Annotated in this window: 22 protein-coding genes and 1 pseudogene; all 23 read left to right on the top strand. The window is 31.4% G+C overall.

The annotated features are described in order from the left end of the window. Window positions 1-121 precede the first annotated feature (121 nt). The 23 genes and pseudogenes from CLJU_RS18040 to CLJU_RS17940 all read left to right on the top strand — a co-directional run bounded on the left by CLJU_RS18040 (window position 122) and on the right by CLJU_RS17940 (window position 16,297). Window positions 122-322 carry a helix-turn-helix transcriptional regulator gene (locus CLJU_RS18040; RefSeq protein WP_013240290.1) on the top strand — a complete coding sequence of 67 codons (201 nt, stop codon included), beginning with the start codon at window positions 122-124 and terminating at the stop codon, window positions 320-322. Between the two features lie 23 nt (window positions 323-345). Next, the gene (locus CLJU_RS23080) at window positions 346-1,161 is read left to right on the top strand and encodes a Rha family transcriptional regulator (RefSeq protein ID WP_013240289.1); all 816 of its coding nucleotides are present in this window, start codon (window positions 346-348) and stop codon (window positions 1,159-1,161) included. Between the two features lie 12 nt (window positions 1,162-1,173). After that, entirely contained in the window at window positions 1,174-1,428 is a 255-nt protein-coding gene (locus tag CLJU_RS18030; RefSeq protein ID WP_013240288.1) for a hypothetical protein, read from the top strand. Window positions 1,429-1,434: 6 nt separating this feature from the next. Continuing rightward, window positions 1,435-1,596, top strand: coding sequence for a helix-turn-helix domain-containing protein (locus CLJU_RS21895; RefSeq protein WP_013240287.1), 162 nt, complete (start codon window positions 1,435-1,437; stop codon window positions 1,594-1,596). Between the two features lie 6 nt (window positions 1,597-1,602). Beyond that, window positions 1,603-1,785 (top strand): hypothetical protein, encoded by a 183-nt coding sequence (locus CLJU_RS18025; protein WP_041705203.1) that lies wholly within the window; start codon window positions 1,603-1,605, stop codon window positions 1,783-1,785. Window positions 1,786-1,801: 16 nt separating this feature from the next. Continuing rightward, window positions 1,802-2,338, top strand: a complete 537-nt coding sequence (locus tag CLJU_RS18020) for a sigma-70 family RNA polymerase sigma factor (RefSeq protein WP_041705202.1) — start codon at window positions 1,802-1,804, stop codon at window positions 2,336-2,338. Next, window positions 2,335-2,457, top strand: coding sequence for a hypothetical protein (locus tag CLJU_RS23225; protein ID WP_278244742.1), 123 nt, complete (start codon window positions 2,335-2,337; stop codon window positions 2,455-2,457). Before CLJU_RS18020 ends, CLJU_RS23225 begins: the two co-directional genes overlap by 4 nt. Before the next feature lie 93 nt (window positions 2,458-2,550). After that, window positions 2,551-3,024 carry a lipocalin/fatty acid-binding family protein gene (locus tag CLJU_RS18015; protein WP_013240285.1) on the top strand — a complete coding sequence of 158 codons (474 nt, stop codon included), beginning with the start codon at window positions 2,551-2,553 and terminating at the stop codon, window positions 3,022-3,024. A gap of 37 nt (window positions 3,025-3,061) precedes the next feature. Further along, complete coding sequence (locus CLJU_RS18010) at window positions 3,062-3,265, top strand: hypothetical protein (protein ID WP_049781931.1); 204 nt, start codon at window positions 3,062-3,064, stop codon at window positions 3,263-3,265. After that, window positions 3,265-3,540, top strand: a complete 276-nt coding sequence (locus tag CLJU_RS18005) for a hypothetical protein (RefSeq protein WP_013240283.1) — start codon at window positions 3,265-3,267, stop codon at window positions 3,538-3,540. The genes CLJU_RS18010 and CLJU_RS18005 overlap by 1 nt, the downstream gene beginning before the upstream one ends. Window positions 3,541-3,568: 28 nt before the next feature. Next, complete coding sequence (locus CLJU_RS18000; protein WP_013240282.1) at window positions 3,569-3,988, top strand: hypothetical protein; 420 nt, start codon at window positions 3,569-3,571, stop codon at window positions 3,986-3,988. Next, window positions 3,988-5,139 carry a DUF2800 domain-containing protein gene (locus CLJU_RS17995; RefSeq protein WP_013240281.1) on the top strand — a complete coding sequence of 384 codons (1,152 nt, stop codon included), beginning with the start codon at window positions 3,988-3,990 and terminating at the stop codon, window positions 5,137-5,139. Before CLJU_RS18000 ends, CLJU_RS17995 begins: the two co-directional genes overlap by 1 nt. 32 nt (window positions 5,140-5,171) lie before the next feature. Beyond that, complete coding sequence (locus CLJU_RS17990; protein ID WP_013240280.1) at window positions 5,172-5,732, top strand: DUF2815 family protein; 561 nt, start codon at window positions 5,172-5,174, stop codon at window positions 5,730-5,732. Then, the gene (locus tag CLJU_RS17985) at window positions 5,732-7,684 is read left to right on the top strand and encodes a DNA polymerase (RefSeq protein ID WP_013240279.1); all 1,953 of its coding nucleotides are present in this window, start codon (window positions 5,732-5,734) and stop codon (window positions 7,682-7,684) included. Before CLJU_RS17990 ends, CLJU_RS17985 begins: the two co-directional genes overlap by 1 nt. A gap of 215 nt (window positions 7,685-7,899) precedes the next feature. Next, window positions 7,900-9,246 carry an SIR2 family NAD-dependent protein deacylase gene (locus CLJU_RS17980; protein ID WP_013240278.1) on the top strand — a complete coding sequence of 449 codons (1,347 nt, stop codon included), beginning with the start codon at window positions 7,900-7,902 and terminating at the stop codon, window positions 9,244-9,246. Between the two features lie 142 nt (window positions 9,247-9,388). Then, the gene (locus CLJU_RS17975) at window positions 9,389-9,607 is read left to right on the top strand and encodes a hypothetical protein (protein ID WP_041705200.1); all 219 of its coding nucleotides are present in this window, start codon (window positions 9,389-9,391) and stop codon (window positions 9,605-9,607) included. A 43-nt stretch (window positions 9,608-9,650) separates the two neighbouring features. Continuing rightward, on the top strand, window positions 9,651-12,074 hold the full coding sequence (locus CLJU_RS17970) for a virulence-associated E family protein (protein WP_013240277.1): 2,424 nt from the start codon (window positions 9,651-9,653) through the stop codon (window positions 12,072-12,074). A 274-nt stretch (window positions 12,075-12,348) separates the two neighbouring features. Further along, window positions 12,349-12,624 carry a VRR-NUC domain-containing protein gene (locus CLJU_RS17965; protein WP_013240276.1) on the top strand — a complete coding sequence of 92 codons (276 nt, stop codon included), beginning with the start codon at window positions 12,349-12,351 and terminating at the stop codon, window positions 12,622-12,624. Then, complete coding sequence (locus CLJU_RS17960) at window positions 12,625-13,035, top strand: HNH endonuclease (RefSeq protein WP_013240275.1); 411 nt, start codon at window positions 12,625-12,627, stop codon at window positions 13,033-13,035. 29 nt (window positions 13,036-13,064) lie between these two features. Next, window positions 13,065-14,451: pseudogene (locus CLJU_RS17955) on the top strand (SNF2-related protein). Window positions 14,452-14,454: 3 nt separating this feature from the next. Further along, the gene (locus CLJU_RS17950; protein WP_013240273.1) at window positions 14,455-14,970 is read left to right on the top strand and encodes a helix-turn-helix domain-containing protein; all 516 of its coding nucleotides are present in this window, start codon (window positions 14,455-14,457) and stop codon (window positions 14,968-14,970) included. 132 nt (window positions 14,971-15,102) lie between these two features. Next, window positions 15,103-15,507, top strand: coding sequence for a helix-turn-helix domain-containing protein (locus tag CLJU_RS17945; RefSeq protein ID WP_013240272.1), 405 nt, complete (start codon window positions 15,103-15,105; stop codon window positions 15,505-15,507). Window positions 15,508-15,676: 169 nt separating this feature from the next. Beyond that, window positions 15,677-16,297 carry a hypothetical protein gene (locus CLJU_RS17940; protein ID WP_013240271.1) on the top strand — a complete coding sequence of 207 codons (621 nt, stop codon included), beginning with the start codon at window positions 15,677-15,679 and terminating at the stop codon, window positions 16,295-16,297. Window positions 16,298-16,307 lie beyond the last annotated feature (10 nt).

Raw genomic sequence — 16,307 nt, 5'->3', positions numbered from 1 at the left:
AGTATAAATGATTTAATTCACAATTTTATCAGTATTTATGATAAAATAGAAGTTTAGTATTATCGGTAATAATGATATTATATACCCATAAGGTAATTAAATAAGCAAGGGAAGTGATTAAATGAAGATAACGCCTATAAGACTTAGAAGGTTAAACGCCGGAATTGAAACCGGAGAAGCTATAAATAAATTAGACATAAGCAAAAGTACTTTCTATAAAATTGAGCAAGGCCATTTAAAGCCTTCAAGAGATTTAATTCTAAAAATGAGTAGATTATATGACTGTTCTACTGATGAAATATTTAAGGCTTTAAAGATTTAATACTATATGAGGAGATGAATTTATTGAACAATTTAGTATCAAAACAAAACTTAACTTTAGACAGTAGAGAAGTAGCCAAAATGGTAGGAAAAGATCATAAAAATTTATTGAGAGATATTAATACCTATATTAGTCAGATGAAGCAAGCAAATGAGGACAGCTCAAAATTGAGCACTCCTATAAATCCCACAGATTATTTCATTGAAAGCCTTTATGTAAATTCACAGAATAAAACCCAACCATGTTACTTACTTACAAAGTTAGGATGTGAATTTGTAAGTAACAAATTGACGGGAGTAAAGGGGACAGCGTTTACAGCTATTTACACTAAAAAATTCAATGATATGGAAGCTTCAATTAATACTGGACTTGATACTTCACAACTTAGTCCAAGCCTACAGATGTTTAGCAAAATATTTGAATCTCTTGCTAACGCTGAACTAGGGCAAAAGAAATTACAGCAAGGTATTACAGAAGCTAAAAAGGAAGCATCTGAGGTAAAGAAAGAGGTACAAGGTATAAGAGATACTATTACATTAAGTTCTACTTCATGGAGAAAAGACACAACAGCACTTGTAAATAAGATAGCACTTAATGTTGGAGGATATGATCACATAAAGGCTATTAGAGAAGAAAGCTATAAACTACTTAATGAAAGAATGGGAGTTGATGTTAAAACAAGACTTACAAATAAACGTAGAAGAATGGCAGATGAAGGAATTTGTAAATCCAAAAGAGACAAGCTTACAATTCTTGATGTAATCCAAGATGATAAGAAACTTATTGAGGGTTATGTGGCAATTATTAAAGAAATGGCTATAAAGAGTGGCACATCATAGGAGGCTAGAATCATGAGTGTAATTACTAAAGGCATGATAAAAGATGTTGTTAATGAAAATTTTGAAGATTTAGTTTTAGATATCAGTGAACTTAAAGCTTGTATAGTAACTTCTGGATTAAAAGAAAGAGAAATAAAAGTATTATTAATGTTTAATGAGCAATTGCTAACTTGGATAAAGAAAGTCATAAATGCTCCTGATAAAATTATTGATTCAGAAAACAAGATTAGATTTATTAAAGAAATATTTAATAAGGAGGATGAATAATTGGAAGTGATAACCCTTTTTTCAAGAGAAGAAGCTGCTAAACTTCTAAAAATATCAACTAGAACTCTTGGAAGGTATAAAAAAGCAGGATTAATAAATCCAAAAGTTATTGGAGGTAAAGATTTATATACTTCAGAAGAAATAAATAGATTTATTGAAAGTAGGTGATTAATCATGGTAAAAAGCAAAATATATCCAAGTTATACTAACAACTATTATTACAATGAGGGTGATGATTTTATAAAACTGGTTAGAACTAAAAGTGCTTATGGTGGAACACCTATTTATAGACATAGTATAACCTTTGATACACCTGATGAAGCAGCAAAATACTTTGAGGAAGAGTGTGGAGAATAGAAAGGAGGAGGAAGAGTTGATTAATGTAGAGGACTATATTCCAATGGTACACAAAATTACTCACAAACAATACATGAAGTTCAAATATAGATATAGCTATGATGATATGTTTCAGGCTGGTTGTGTAGGTTTAATGAGAGCTGCTAAAAATTTTAATGAATCTAAGGGCAGAAAATTTTCCACTTATGCTTATAAATACGTGGAAGGGCACATAATTAATCTTGCACGAAATGACAGTTGGTATGTTGCTAATAGGGTAAGAGACAGGACAAAAGAATCATATGCTCCGGTTTCACTTGATCAATTAGTGGGGTATCAAGAAGATACTCCAATGGTGGATTTAATAATGGGTGATGTATCAGAATATAGCAATTTGGATTTAAGGATGGCATTAGGAAAGCTACCTGGAACCTTAAAGAAAATTATAGAAATGAGATACTTTTATGATTTTACGTGGAGAGAAATTTCAAAATCTATAAATATGCCACAAAGTACACTTTACAAATATAAAAAAGAAGCACTTGAAACTCTAAGAAAGGAGATAATGGCATGAAATTTAAAGATGGAGCTAAAAAGGTTACATTGGAAGATTGTATGAGAGTACATGAAGCTATAGGATTATGCTTCATTGTTGAAGATGGAAAAGACTTAACCTTTGAAATTGAAGAATAAAAAAGAACCCTTTGCAGAGGGCCCAAGAAAAATTTATAAATCTACTCACATTCTATAGTAGATTGTGAAATAAGTCAAATGGAGGATTAAAAATTGGAGCAAGTTACAGAAATCCCATTAAAGAAAGTTACTGCAGCCCAAATTATTAGGACACATAATACAGCTTTAAAAGTAAAGATTGATGAAAATATTTATATAGGAACAGAGTATTTCTTTTTAAGAGAGGATCTGGTCACTATAGGATATGCTAATAAATTAAAAAAGCTAATAAATAGAAGGGAGCTAAAAGAAAATACATTTAAAGATTTGGCTGATATAGATACTTATAAATATAGTGAAAATAATAAATATCATTTCTTTGATTCAAAGCACAAAATAATAGTTTTAGAAACTGAGATAGGAGATATAGGTGTTAATTACAATTACTACAGTTATTTTAAAAAACGAAATTTAAATTTTAAGTTTAACAATAATCGTACTGGATTCAATCCAATAGGAATGTTTAAGGGCAATGACTTTGTGGGAGTAATAATGCCTACAAGAATAAAGGTGGGTGAGAAAAATTAAAGTAGCATTAGTTAAGTTCAAAGGCTACCAAGAATTTATGGAATATTCATACTTTACGGATATTGAAGACCTGAAAGAAGGTGATGTGGTAGTAGTACCAACAAACAATTTTTATTCAGTAGGTGTGTTTTCAAGATATTCAAGTAATAAACAGCATATTAAGAACGCATCTAAATGTATTGTTGAAAAGGTAGATATTGAAGCATTTGAAAACAAAATGTTTTTAGGAGGCTTTGACTAATGGAAGAAAACCTAAATATAATTCAGCAGATAATGCTAAAAGCAATTAAAATTACGACAACTCAGGAACAGAAAGTTGCTTTTGAATTCTTGCCAGGAATAAAAGTTTTATCAATATCAATTATTACTGGTCAATGCAATCACAATGAGCTAAGAAGATCATGGAGCGTAGATGTTGCAAAAACTGAATTATTAAAAGTAGTACTAAAGGAACTTAAAAATTTAGATGCAACAACTGAGGATACTGACAAGCAAATTGATGATTTTTTAGGATAAAAAATAAATTTTAGGAGGAAATTTAATTATGAAAATAACAGCAGAATTCAATTCAAATGAGGAGTTATTAAGTTTTATTAGTACTTTTGGTGCTAAAGATATTTCTAAAACAGTGGCAGGACCTATAGGAGCAAATAGAACTGCAACAACTAATAAGTCAGAAGTTAAAGAAGCTCCAAAGATAGAAGTAGCCAAAGAAAATAAAAAGGAAGATGTAAAAAAAGAAGATAAGAAAGAAGTTGAAGAATCAAAAAATACTAAGGAAGATAGAAAAGAAGATCCTAAGATAACTAAGGAAATGGTTAGGGCTGTGTTCACAAAAATAATTAAGGCTGGAAAGCAAAAAGAAGCTAAGGAACTTACTAAAAAATATGGTGCTAGTAGAATTCCTGAAATAAAGGAAACTGACTATGAAGCAATCTATAAGGAAGCAGAGGTGCTGCTATAATGCCAGAACAACATGCAGTGTTAAGTGCTAGTTCTTCACATAGGTGGCTTGAGTGCCCACCCTGTGTAAGACTAGAAGAAAAATTTCCACCAAAAACAAGTGAATATGCTGCAGAGGGAACTCTTGCACATGAACTTGGAGAAATAACTTTAAAACATAATTTAAAAGAAATGGCTACTAGAACCTATAATTCAAGGTTAAAAAAAATACAAGATAATGAGCTTTTTACCGCAGATATGCCAGACTATGTAGAAACTTATGTTGATACATGCATGGAGAAATTTTCAGAAGCCAAGGCCAAAACAAAGGATGCCATCTTTAAGATTGAACAAAAACTTAATTTTAGTAAATGGGTTCCTGAAGGTTTTGGAACAGGTGACTTTGTAACAATAGCAGACGGAACAATGGAGATATGTGATTTAAAGTATGGAAAAGGTGTTCCTGTAAGTGCAAAAGGAAATCCACAAATGAGGCTTTATGCTCTTGGAGCAATAGCTGAATTTAGTTTCCTGTATGATATTAAAAAGGTGAAAATGACTATTATACAACCACGCTTAGATAGTATTTCTACTGATGAAATATTAGTAAATGACCTCTTAGAATGGGCAGAAAAGGTTCTAAAACCTACAGCTGAACTTGCTTTCAAAGGCGAGGGAGAGTTCAAAGCAGGAGAACACTGTGGATTCTGCAGAGCTAAAGCAGTATGTAAAGCTAGAGCCGATAAAAATATGGAACTAGCAAAATATGAGTTTCAAGAGCCTACAACCCTAGATAATGATGATATAGCTTATATATTAGGGAAAGCAGAAGAACTTGCTAAATGGGCAAAAGATGTACAGGACTATGCTTTAGATCAGGCATTAAAAGGTGAAGAATTTACAGGATTTAAAGTAGTTGAAGGAAGAAGTAACAGGAAGTTTACAGATGAAAATATGGTAGCTAAAACTCTTTATGATAATGGCTATACAGACAATGTTATTTTTAAACCAGCTCAATTATTAGGCATTTCTGCTATGGAAAAAGCAATAGGTAAGAAAAAACTTAATCAATTACTAAAGGGCTTTATTGAAAAACCTCAGGGTAAACCCGTATTAGTACCAGAAACAGATAAAAGAGAAGTGTTTAATTCTGCAAAAGCAGATTTTCAATAAATAAAAAATTTAATTATAAAGGAGAAGATATTATGTCAAATATAAAAGCAAAAAGAACAGGAACAAAGGTAACTACAGGAAAGGTTAGATTAAGCTATGCACATCTCTTTGAACCTCATGCAATAGAAGGAAATGAGCCTAAATACTCAGTAAGTGTAATAATTCCTAAGACTGATACAGATACATTAAAAGCTATCAAAGAAGCTGTAGCAGAAGCTAAGGAACAGGGTAAATCTAAATGGAATGGTAAGATACCATCAAACTTAAAAACACCTCTTCGTGATGGAGATAGTGAAAGACCAGATGATGAAGCTTATGAAAACAGTTATTTCTTAAATGCTAATAGCAAAAATAAGCCTGGTGTAGTTGACCAAAATGTACAACCTGTCTTGGATGCTACAGAAGTATACAGTGGATGCTACGCAAGACTTACATTGAATTTTTTCCCATATAGTGCATCAGGAAATAAGGGTGTTGCTGCAGGACTGGGAAATGTCCAAAAATTGGAAGATGGAGAACCATTAGGAGGATTTACAAGGGCAAAAGATGATTTTGAAGCTGTAGAAACAGCAGAAGATGACTTCTTAGGTTAATGGATACTTTAGCAATAGATGTTGAAACATATTGCGAGTTAGATATTAAAAAAGTGGGTGCTTATAAATATTGTGAGCACCCATCATTTCAAATACTACTATTTGCTTATGCTTTCAATGATGAACCAGTAGAAGTTATAGATTTTGCTCAGGGTGAAGAATTACCCCAGAAAGTTAAAACTGCTCTATTAAATCCAGGAATATTAAAAACTGCATTTAATGCCAATTTTGAGATTAATGCATTAAAGAAATATTTAATAAATGGAATAGATGCTGAAGATTGGCAATGCACAATGGTTCAATCTCTAATACTTGGTTTACCAGGTTCACTTGATATGGTTGGTAAAGTACTGCGTTTTGAAGAAGACAAGCAAAAAATGAAAGAAGGTAAAGCCTTAATTCAATATTTCTGTAAGCCATGCAAGCCAACTAAATCCAATGGTGGCCGAACTAGAAATTTACCTGAACATGCACCAGAAAAGTGGGAGATATTTAAAAAATATAATAAGCAAGATGTTGAGGTTGAAAGAGCTATAAGAAATAAATTGAATAGGTATCCAACTACAGAAAATGAACAGAGATTATGGGAATTAGACCAGTGCATAAATGATAGAGGTGTTGGAGCTGATATAGAGCTTATAGAAAAAGCAATTGAATGTAATAACAGTTATAATAAAAGGCTTACGAAAGAGGCTACAGAATTAACAGGATTAAGCAATCCTAATAGCCCAACTCAATTAAAAAGATGGATTGGTGAAAGGGTTGGCCATGAAGTTAAAAGTCTTACAAAGGACAGTATACCAACACTTATAAAAGAAAGTAAAGATGAAAAAGTTAAAAAAATTTTAGAATTAAGACAGCTTATGGCCAAGACAAGTATAAAAAAATATGAAACTATGCAAAGAGCTAGATGTGAAGACGGAAGAATGAGAGGGTTATTACAATTCTATGGTGCAAACCGTACTGGAAGATGGGCTGGAAGATTAGTACAAGTACAGAATTTGCCACAAAATCATTTACCAGATTTAGATGATGCCAGAAACTTCATAAGAACAGGACAATTTGATAAAGTTGAGTTCTTATATGACAGTATACCTGACACGCTTTCACAGCTTATTAGAACTGCATTTATACCTAAGGAAGGTAATAGGTTTATTGTTGCTGACTTTAGCGCCATAGAGGCAAGAGTAATTGCCTGGTATGCAGGAGAACAATGGAGGCTTGATGTTTTTAATAATAATGGTGATATTTATTGTGCCTCTGCATCTAAAATGTTTAAGGTTCCTGTAGAAAAGCATGGTATTAATGGACACCTGAGGCAAAAAGGAAAGATAGCAGAATTAGCACTAGGTTATGGTGGAAGTGTTGGAGCTCTTATGAGTATGGATAAGAAAAAAAATATTCCAGAAGATGAACTCCCAGGACTGGTAAAAGATTGGAGAGATGCAAGCCCACACATAACTAAATTTTGGTGGGACGTAGACAAAGCAGCTAAAAAAGCAATAAGAGAGAGGACAACAGTAGTTCTGCAATTTGGACTTAAATTTATATATGACCCAGGGGTTTTATTTATTCAACTGCCAAGTGGAAGAAAGTTAGCTTATATAAGACCTAAGATAGAGCCCGGTCCATATGATAAACCAATAATTACTTATGAAGGCTTACAGCAGACTTCTAAACAGTGGACTACATTAGAAACTTATGGACCTAAGATTGTAGAGAATATAGTTCAAGCCACTGCTAGGGATTGCCTAGGCATAACAATGCAGAGAGTTGAAGACAAAGGTTTTCATATTGTGATGCATGTTCATGATGAACTTATATGCGATGTACCTAAGGGTAAAGGAACAGTGGAAGAAATATGTGATATTTTTGGTGAACCTATAGAATGGGCTCCAGGACTTCCACTTAAAGCGGATGGGTATGAATGTAATTACTATATGAAAGATTAATAAGAGATATACACTTAAATATGACTTTATTAGATTGCAAAAACATAAATAAATTATGTTTTAATATTGAACCTTGAAAACTGAATAATACGGTGTTGAAAAATATGACATTTTGTTCAAAAAAATGATACCATACCTAAAATAGTATGTTATAATTTCCATATGATGATAATAAAAAAAGTGTAATTTTATAGGGGGGAAATAGGGGGGATAGTATGAATAAGTATGAAACCTATAAAAATAATTGTATTAGTAATGTTAAAGAATGCTTAACTAATATGGAATGTCAGCCAATACTATTTTTAGGCAGTGGTATATCTAAGAGATATTTTGATGCTCCTAATTGGAATCAATTATTAAAAATATTAGCAGAGAACTGTTCAATTGCTAAAAAATATGGTTATTATAAACAAACGTATGGGAATCCTATTAAAATCGGTACAGAATTATCAGATGTTTATAAAGAATGGGCTTGGTCAGATGGTGAAGAAGAATTTCCTGAGGAGTATTTTTCAGATGAGTATAAATCAGATATATTTATTAAAAGTAAAATCGCAGATTTGTTTGAAAGTATCGTTCCTAAAAATATTAGTGAAATAAAGTTACATCAGGATGAAATTACCTTGCTTCAAGAAATTAAACCCTATGCAATTATTACAACAAATTATGATAAATTTATTGAAATGATTTTCGATGATTATACGCCTATTATTGGTCAAAAAATATTAAGATCTCAGTATACAAGTATAGGTGAAATATTTAAAATACATGGATGTATAAGTGAGCCTGAAAGTCTTGTATTTACAAAACAAGATTATGATATATTTTTATCAAAAAAGAAGTATCTTAGTGCAAAGTTACTAACATTCTTTTTGGAACACCCATTAGTGTTTATAGGATATAATGCTGGTGATCCTAATATACAAGCTATACTATCTGATATTGATGAAATATTATCAACTAACAATCAATTAGTACCTAATATTTATATTGTTACTTGGAGTGAAAAAATTAATAATAATGAGCAATACCCCATGGAAAAAATAATTAATCTTGAAAATGATAAAAGCATAAGAATTAATCAAATTGTAGCTGATGATTACAAGTGGGTATATAAGGCCTTTACTAATGAAGAGGCAATTGAAAGAGTGAATCCTAAATTATTAAGAGCTTTACTATCTCGAACATATGAATTAGTAAGAGCAGATATCCCAAAACGCAAAATTGAAATTGATTATGAAACATTGGAAAGTGCACTCAATGACGATAATGAAATAAACAAAATTTATGGCATAACAAGTGTCGCTGATCCAAAAACATTTAATATTGCCTATCCCTATACATTAACGCAAGTTGCTGAAAAACTTGGATTTAAGAGTTGGTATAAAGCTAATGAATTAATTGAAAAGATAAGAGAAGAAAAGGGAGTCGATATTAAATCTACAGATAATAAGTATCATATATCAGTTAAGACCGGTGAAACAAGTCGTTTTAGGAAGTACTCAAGTGCATGCATTGATTTGCTAAGGAAAGTGATGAATGGGGATAAATATGAGGTTTGAAAATTATAATAGCTATTTTATAGTAGAATAAATTTAATAAAAATTTATATTAAATATCATAATAATACCGTATTATTCAAAAATGAATTTTACGGTATTTTTAATTAATTTAAATGCTTTTAAAGGAAGGAGCTTTATTAAAATGAATTTAATAGAGGCTGTAATAAAGAAAGTTATTAAAAGAAGAGAATTTAATTCTACTATAGAATGGAATTTAGATAACAATGATGAGTTATATAATATAGACTTTATAGAGTTTGAATGCATTACAGAAGATATGGGTGGATGCCAAAAAGAGTTACTAATCTATAAAAAATCTGAATGTCGAGATATCAAAGAGGGCTATGTGTTTCTACACTAAATTAAAATTCTATTTAGGTTAAAGATATAAAGGGGGTGATAACTTGGAATATACGGCAAGAAATAGTCCCAAAATTAAAATTAAATATGATGGATCCATAACACTTGCCACCGGAAAAAGCAAACATGAAAAACATTGGAAAAACAAAAATTTATTATACTCGGCTCTAGTTGAAAAGCTATCTAATACAACAAGAACACCTGAAACTTATACAGAATATAAAAAAATGTCTAAGAGTGAAAGAGACAGAATTAAAGATATTGGCGGATTTGTAGGTGGCTCTTTAAAAAATGGTCGTAGGAAGGCTGAGAACGTTGCTAATAGGACGCTAATTACTTTAGATATAGATTATGCAAATGGCGATATATGGTCAAGTATAGAGCTTTTATGGGACTTTAATTGTCTTATGTATTCAACTCATACACATGCGCCAGATAATCAAAGACTGAGACTTGTAATACCTTTATCAAGGCCAGTGCTTCCAGATGAATACCAGGCTATTGCTAGAATAATTGCAGATGATTTAGGGATAGACCAGTTTGACGATACAACATATGAACCCTCAAGACTTATGTATTGGCCAAGTACTTCAAGTAATGGAGAATACGTGTTTAAGGTTCAAGACTTACCATGGCTTAATCCTGATGAAGTGCTTGATAGATATACGTTTGGATGGCAGGATGTAAGTTACTGGCCAGAGAGCAGCAGAACAAGAGCAAAGATAAACACAGCTATAAAGAAACAGGAAGACCCATTAAATAAAAAAGGTGTTATAGGTGCTTTCTGCAGGACCTATTCAATAAGCGAAGCTATAGATGAGTTTTTAAAAGATGTGTATGTACCTGGCATGGATGAAACCAGGTACACATATGCGGAAGGTTCAACAGCAGGTGGGGTTGTAGTGTATGAAGATAAATTCAGTTACAGCCATCATGGTACGGACCCAGCTTCAGAAATATTATGTAATGCTTTTGACTTAGTAAGAATACACAAGTTTGGTGGGCTTGATGATGAAGCAAAACCAGATACACCAGCTAATAGATTACCCTCATTTACTAAAATGACTGAATTTGCATCCAATGATGAAAAGGTAATACAAACTCTTGGTAAAGAACGTATGGAAAAAGCTCAGGAGGACTTTGGAATAGTTGAGGATGAAACAGACACCAGGTGGCTTAAAGATCTTGAATATACAGACAATGGAAAGTTAAGGAGTACCATAAGCAACTTTCTTTTAGTAATTGAAAATGAGCCTCTATTAAAAGGAAAAATTGCTTATAATGAATTTTCAAATAGAGCTGTAGTTATTGGGCAACTGCCCTGGAGAAAAAAAGATAATATGTCAGACTGGAATGATACTGACGATAGTGGGCTTAGAGAATTTATAGAAAAGTATTACAAAATAAATTCTACAACAAAATGTGCTGATGCTCTAGCCTTAAGTTTTGAAAAACATTCATTCCATCCAATAAAAGAGTATTTAGATAGTTTATTATGGGATGGCATTAAAAGAGTTGATACTTTACTTATAGATTACTTAGGTGCTGAAGACAACAGTTATGTAAGGACAGTCATGAGAAAAATATTAGTGGCAGCAGTAGCAAGAGTATTTAAACCAGGTTGTAAATTTGATAATATGGCAGTTTTAAGTGGACCACAGGGAATAGGTAAAAGTACTTTTATTAAAAAACTAGGTAAAAAGTGGTACTCTGACAGCTTAACTACTGTAACTGGTAAAGAAGCATATGAGCAATTACAGGGTGTATGGCTCTTAGAAATGGGAGAAATGATGGCAACAAAGAAAGCTGATATTGAAGCTACAAAACATTTTTTATCCAAGCAGGAAGATATCTACAGGGTAGCATATGGCAGAAGGACAAGCAGATTCCCACGTCAGTGTGTAATTATAGGTACTACAAATGATAGGGAGTTCTTAAGAGATAAAACCGGTAATAGAAGGTTTTGGCCAATAGATGTAGGTGTAACAGCCCATAGCAAAAGTGTATTTAAAGATATGGACAGCTATACAATAGATCAAATATGGGCTGAGGCTGTAGCACTCTGGAATGATGGTGAGACTTTGTATTTAAGTGCTGATGAAGAAAAAGAAGCACAAAAACAGCAGGAGGCTCATAGCGAGGAAAGTGCAAAGGCTGGATTAATTGAAGAATATTTAAACAAGCCTTTACCTGAAAACTGGTATAGCCTGTGTATGGCGGATAGGAGAAATTATATACATGGATCTGAATTTGGTGATATACCTGAAGGAAATATACAAAGAACTAAAACCTGTGTAATGGAAATATGGTGTGAGCTTTTCAATGGTGATCCAAAGCATCTTACACCAATTCAGTCACGTGAAATTAATGATATCCTTAAAAGCTTAAAGGGATGGAAAAAATATAATAATTCCTTAACATTTGGGAAAATTTATGGGAAACAAAGAGCTTACACACGCAAAATTTAGGCAACAGAATTAGCAACAAAGCTATTTTTATATTTAATTACAATGGCAACAAAGGCAACAGAAAAAATAATTTTGTTGTCGAAGTTGTTGCCATTGTAATGCTAATAATACCAAAGACTTAAATACTATGAGCAACAAAAGCAACAAAAAATATTATATAAGTATTATTTATATAAATAGGCATATATGTATATACATATACACGCCTAATATACGTATACACATATATAAGAAAAAATTGTTGCCTTTGTTGCCTTAAATAGAAGGTGATTTATTGTTAGAAAGTGTTATCGAAAAAAGACTGAAAAAAGAAATTGAGAAGATAGGTGGTAAAGCATTAAAGTTTGTTAGTCCAGGGATGTCTGGGGTACCTGATAGGATTGTTCTTTTACCACATGGAAAGATTATTTTTGTAGAGCTTAAAGCACCAGGTAAAAAAAGAAGAAAGCTTCAAGAGTATAGGGCAAAGGAATTAAATACTTTAGGATTTAGAGTTGAATGTATAGATAGTATTAGTGGAGTTAAACAATTCATTAAGGAGTTGAGATAGATGCCTAAAATAAAAGTAAAATGTGAAAATTGTGGTAGAGAAATTTATAGATACAAATGTGAAATAAAAAACCATGTATTTTGTAGTAGGGAGTGTTCAAAAACTTATACAAGTAAAAGAATGACAAAAATGAATAAAGAACTTAATCCTACAAGAATGACTGATGAAGTTAAAGAAAATATAAGATGGGGCCATTTATTAAAAGGTAATGGCAAATCATACCCAAAGATTCATGGTAGACATGCGCATAGGGTAATAGCTGAAAAAGTATTAGGAAGAAAACTAAGAAAGGGAGAAATAGTTCATCATAAAGATGAAAATAAATTAAATTTTAGTGAAGATAATTTGGAAGTACTACCTTCTCAAAAGGAACATGCAAAATTACACCAAAAGAATGGCAGATTTAAATAAAAAATTGGAGAAAGAGGGAAGGTGATACTATGAAATTTATACCTTATGAATATCAGAAATATGCTATAAATCACATTATAGATCATGAAGCTTCTGGCCTATTTCTTGACATGGGTATGGGTTGAGTATGGTAAAACTGTTAGTACATTAACAGCAGTAGATGAATTATTATTTTTAGGTGAAGTTTATAGAGTTTTAGTCATAGCACCTTTAAGAGTGGCAGAAGATACCTGGAGTACTGAAGTTGAAAAATGGGATCATCTAAAACATTTAAAAATATCAAAGATTATAGGAACTAAAAGTAACAGAGAAAGGGCTTTAATGGCTGATGCAGATATTTATGTAACTAATAGAGAAAATGTTGATTGGTTGGTTAAATATTGTTTTAATAGATGGCCATTTGATATGTGTGTCATAGATGAATTAAGTTCTTTTAAAAGTTCTAAGGCAAAGAGATTTAGGTCCTTAAAAAAAGTAAGACTCTATTTTAAAAGAATAGTTGGACTTACAGGAACGCCAGCACCTAACAGCTTAATTGATTTATGGCCACAAGTTTATCTACTTGATGGTGGCAAAAGGTTAGGAAAAACAATAGGCAGCTATAGAGAACAATATTTTACCCCGGGTAATAGAAATCAATTTGTAGTTTATAACTGGAATTTAAAAGAAGGTGCAGGAGAAGCTATTGAAAATAAAATAAGTGATATTTGTGTTTCTATGAAAGCAAAGGATTATTTAGATCTACCTGAAAGAATAGATAATATCGTAGAAATTAACTTACCTGAAAAAGCAAAAGATAAATATAAAGAGTTAGAAAAGGATCTTGTGTTGGAACTTGGAAAAGAAGATATAACAGCAGCAAATGCAGCAGTACTTACGAACAAATTATTGCAGATGTCTAATGGAGCTATTTATTCAGAGGATAAGAAAGTTGTTAAAATTCATGATGAAAAATTAAAAGCATTATTTGAAATTATAGAAGCAGCTAACGGAAAACCAGTTTTAGTATTTTATAGCTTTAAACATGATTTTGATAGAATAATTAATTTCTTAAGTTCTAAGAAATTAAAAGCCGTAGGTTTAAAGGATTCAGCAGATATTAAAAGATGGAATAAAGGAGAGATACCAATACTTTTAATACATCCAGCAAGTGCGGGTCATGGCTTGAACCTTCAATATGGAGGAAATATTATTGTTTGGTTTGGACTTACATGGAGCTTGGAGTTATATCAACAGGCAAATGCAAGATTACACAGACAAGGGCAGAAGGAAACTGTTGTTATAAATCATATAATAGCAAAAGGTACTGTTGATGAAGATGTTATGAAATCCTTAGGAAATAAGAAAGTAAATCAAAATATACTTTTAGAAGCAGTAAAAGCAAGATTAGAAAAATATAAAAGTGAGGCGATATAAGCAATGAAGCATAATACAGTAAGTATAGATGAAACTATAAAAAGAGCAGCAAAAGAGGCTATAAAGGAATTCGATCAAGAAAAAAAAGAAGAAAAAAGAAAAAATGTATTTCATAATACTAAATTGCTTTTAGAACATTATAATGATCTTGTAAGTCATGTAAATAATGCCATAGATGATGTAAATAAGTTGGAACAGGATTTGGAGGATATAGATGATTTAGACAGGGATGAATTATATATATTGTCTATTAAAAAGAGTAAGAGTAAAACATTAATAATGATTGCCCACATAGATATGGCTATGGAGGTATTAAAGAAAAAGCAACATAAAATGTGTTCACCTGAGAAATATAGAGCATTAGAATTGTTTTATTTAAAAGAAAAAACATACGAGGAAGTAGCTGAGAGATTAAGTTGTGGGGTTGTTACAGCTAGAAGATGGATAAGGGAAATGACAGATGAACTTAGTATCCAGTTGTTTGGTATAGATGGCCTAAAGTTGGATATGATAAATTGATGATAAAAAGATGATATTTTAATGATAATTCTTACATGTTATAATGTTATTAAGTAAAATTATAAAAACAAAGAGACACTTAGATTAAGTTCTGAGTGTCTTATTTATGTTAAGTGTAAAGGAGGGATAGAGTTGCTTACTAAAGATCAAGAGAAGATGATTACAATGCTTATAGAAGGTTATAGGATTACTGATATTGCTAAGAAGATTGGAGTAAGCAGAACCTCAATTTATACATGGAAAGATAGTGATGAGGTTAAGGCTGAGCTGAACAGGCGAACGCAGGACATCAAGAACCAAGGCAATGCTTATATATTAAAGGATGTAAACACTTATATTGATGAAGTAAAGAAGATAGCAAAGGAAAGTACAGATCAAAGAGTAAAGTTTTCTGCTAATAAGTATTTAATAGACAGAACACTAGGTGTACCAACGGCTATAGATGATGATGAAACAGACGAAACAAACAAAACTGTAAATGAGAATGAACTTGCACAGGAGCTTGAGAAGTTCCGTAACATGAAAGTTATCAAGTAGAAAATACCTTGAAAGCATTGATATGACTATGATTGAGTGACTTTTTATAACTTCGTTAAAACACTATTTAGCGAAGTTATAATAATATAAAAGGAATAAATAATTTATTCTAAAATGTATTATAATATAATAGTATAAAAGTACAAAAGTATAATCTGGAGATGATGGTGTGAAGAAAGAAGAATTTTTAAAATTGAGTATTGAGGACAGAGTAAGGTATTTTAATGTAAGGATTAAAGAGGTAGGCTCTTATAATAAAGTTTGTAAAGAGCTTAATATTAGTACATCTCAATCTGGAATCTTAAAGAAACATGGATGGGTACGCTCAGGAGATAAATTTATATATTATAAAAATTTAGATAAAAACAATGTGAAAGATAATGAAGAAATTTCACAACAACATACGGACAATGGTGATTGCCAGGATACATGTTTAGGTAATAAACAATCAATGGAAACAGTAGGTAATATACTAACAGATAATATAGATAAATTAGCGAACTACAAAGAGGTTAGCAAAAAAATTAAAATGACTAAAGATGGATCACCATATGATACTGATAAGAGCAATATAAAACCAGTAGATAATAATATAATAAAAAAAATAGGAAGGCCTTCAAAGCCCGGTAGAAGAAAATACAGTTTAAATCTTAATATAGCAGATTTTAAGTCGCTCCAAATTTATTGCATTTTAAATGATATAACTCCTAGTGACGTATTAAATGACCTTATTAAAGATTTTTTAAAAACTATAGACCCTAATATGATAAATCATAAATATTTAAAATAAAAGGTAAAGG

Source organism: Clostridium ljungdahlii DSM 13528, from assembly GCF_000143685.1.
Lineage (GTDB): Bacteria > Bacillota > Clostridia > Clostridiales > Clostridiaceae > Clostridium_B > Clostridium_B ljungdahlii.
The sequence above is the reverse complement of the archived record's forward strand: the minus strand, read 5'-3'. Positions and strand labels throughout refer to the sequence as shown.

What these genes read in the sequence shown, in the direction of transcription:
- CLJU_RS18040 (WP_013240290.1), top strand. Translation starts at nt 122, where the DNA reads ATGAAGATAACGCCTATAAGACTTAGAAGGTTAAACGCCGGAATTGAA.
- CLJU_RS18030 (WP_013240288.1), top strand. Translation starts at nt 1,174, where the DNA reads ATGAGTGTAATTACTAAAGGCATGATAAAAGATGTTGTTAATGAAAAT.
- CLJU_RS18025 (WP_041705203.1), top strand. Translation starts at nt 1,603, where the DNA reads ATGGTAAAAAGCAAAATATATCCAAGTTATACTAACAACTATTATTAC.
- CLJU_RS23225 (WP_278244742.1), top strand. Translation starts at nt 2,335, where the DNA reads ATGAAATTTAAAGATGGAGCTAAAAAGGTTACATTGGAAGATTGTATG.
- CLJU_RS18010 (WP_049781931.1), top strand. Translation starts at nt 3,062, where the DNA reads ATGGAATATTCATACTTTACGGATATTGAAGACCTGAAAGAAGGTGAT.
- CLJU_RS18005 (WP_013240283.1), top strand. Translation starts at nt 3,265, where the DNA reads ATGGAAGAAAACCTAAATATAATTCAGCAGATAATGCTAAAAGCAATT.
- CLJU_RS18000 (WP_013240282.1), top strand. Translation starts at nt 3,569, where the DNA reads ATGAAAATAACAGCAGAATTCAATTCAAATGAGGAGTTATTAAGTTTT.
- CLJU_RS17995 (WP_013240281.1), top strand. Translation starts at nt 3,988, where the DNA reads ATGCCAGAACAACATGCAGTGTTAAGTGCTAGTTCTTCACATAGGTGG.
- CLJU_RS17990 (WP_013240280.1), top strand. Translation starts at nt 5,172, where the DNA reads ATGTCAAATATAAAAGCAAAAAGAACAGGAACAAAGGTAACTACAGGA.
- CLJU_RS17985 (WP_013240279.1), top strand. Translation starts at nt 5,732, where the DNA reads ATGGATACTTTAGCAATAGATGTTGAAACATATTGCGAGTTAGATATT.
- CLJU_RS17980 (WP_013240278.1), top strand. Translation starts at nt 7,900, where the DNA reads ATGAATAAGTATGAAACCTATAAAAATAATTGTATTAGTAATGTTAAA.
- CLJU_RS17975 (WP_041705200.1), top strand. Translation starts at nt 9,389, where the DNA reads ATGAATTTAATAGAGGCTGTAATAAAGAAAGTTATTAAAAGAAGAGAA.
- CLJU_RS17960 (WP_013240275.1), top strand. Translation starts at nt 12,625, where the DNA reads ATGCCTAAAATAAAAGTAAAATGTGAAAATTGTGGTAGAGAAATTTAT.
- CLJU_RS17950 (WP_013240273.1), top strand. Translation starts at nt 14,455, where the DNA reads ATGAAGCATAATACAGTAAGTATAGATGAAACTATAAAAAGAGCAGCA.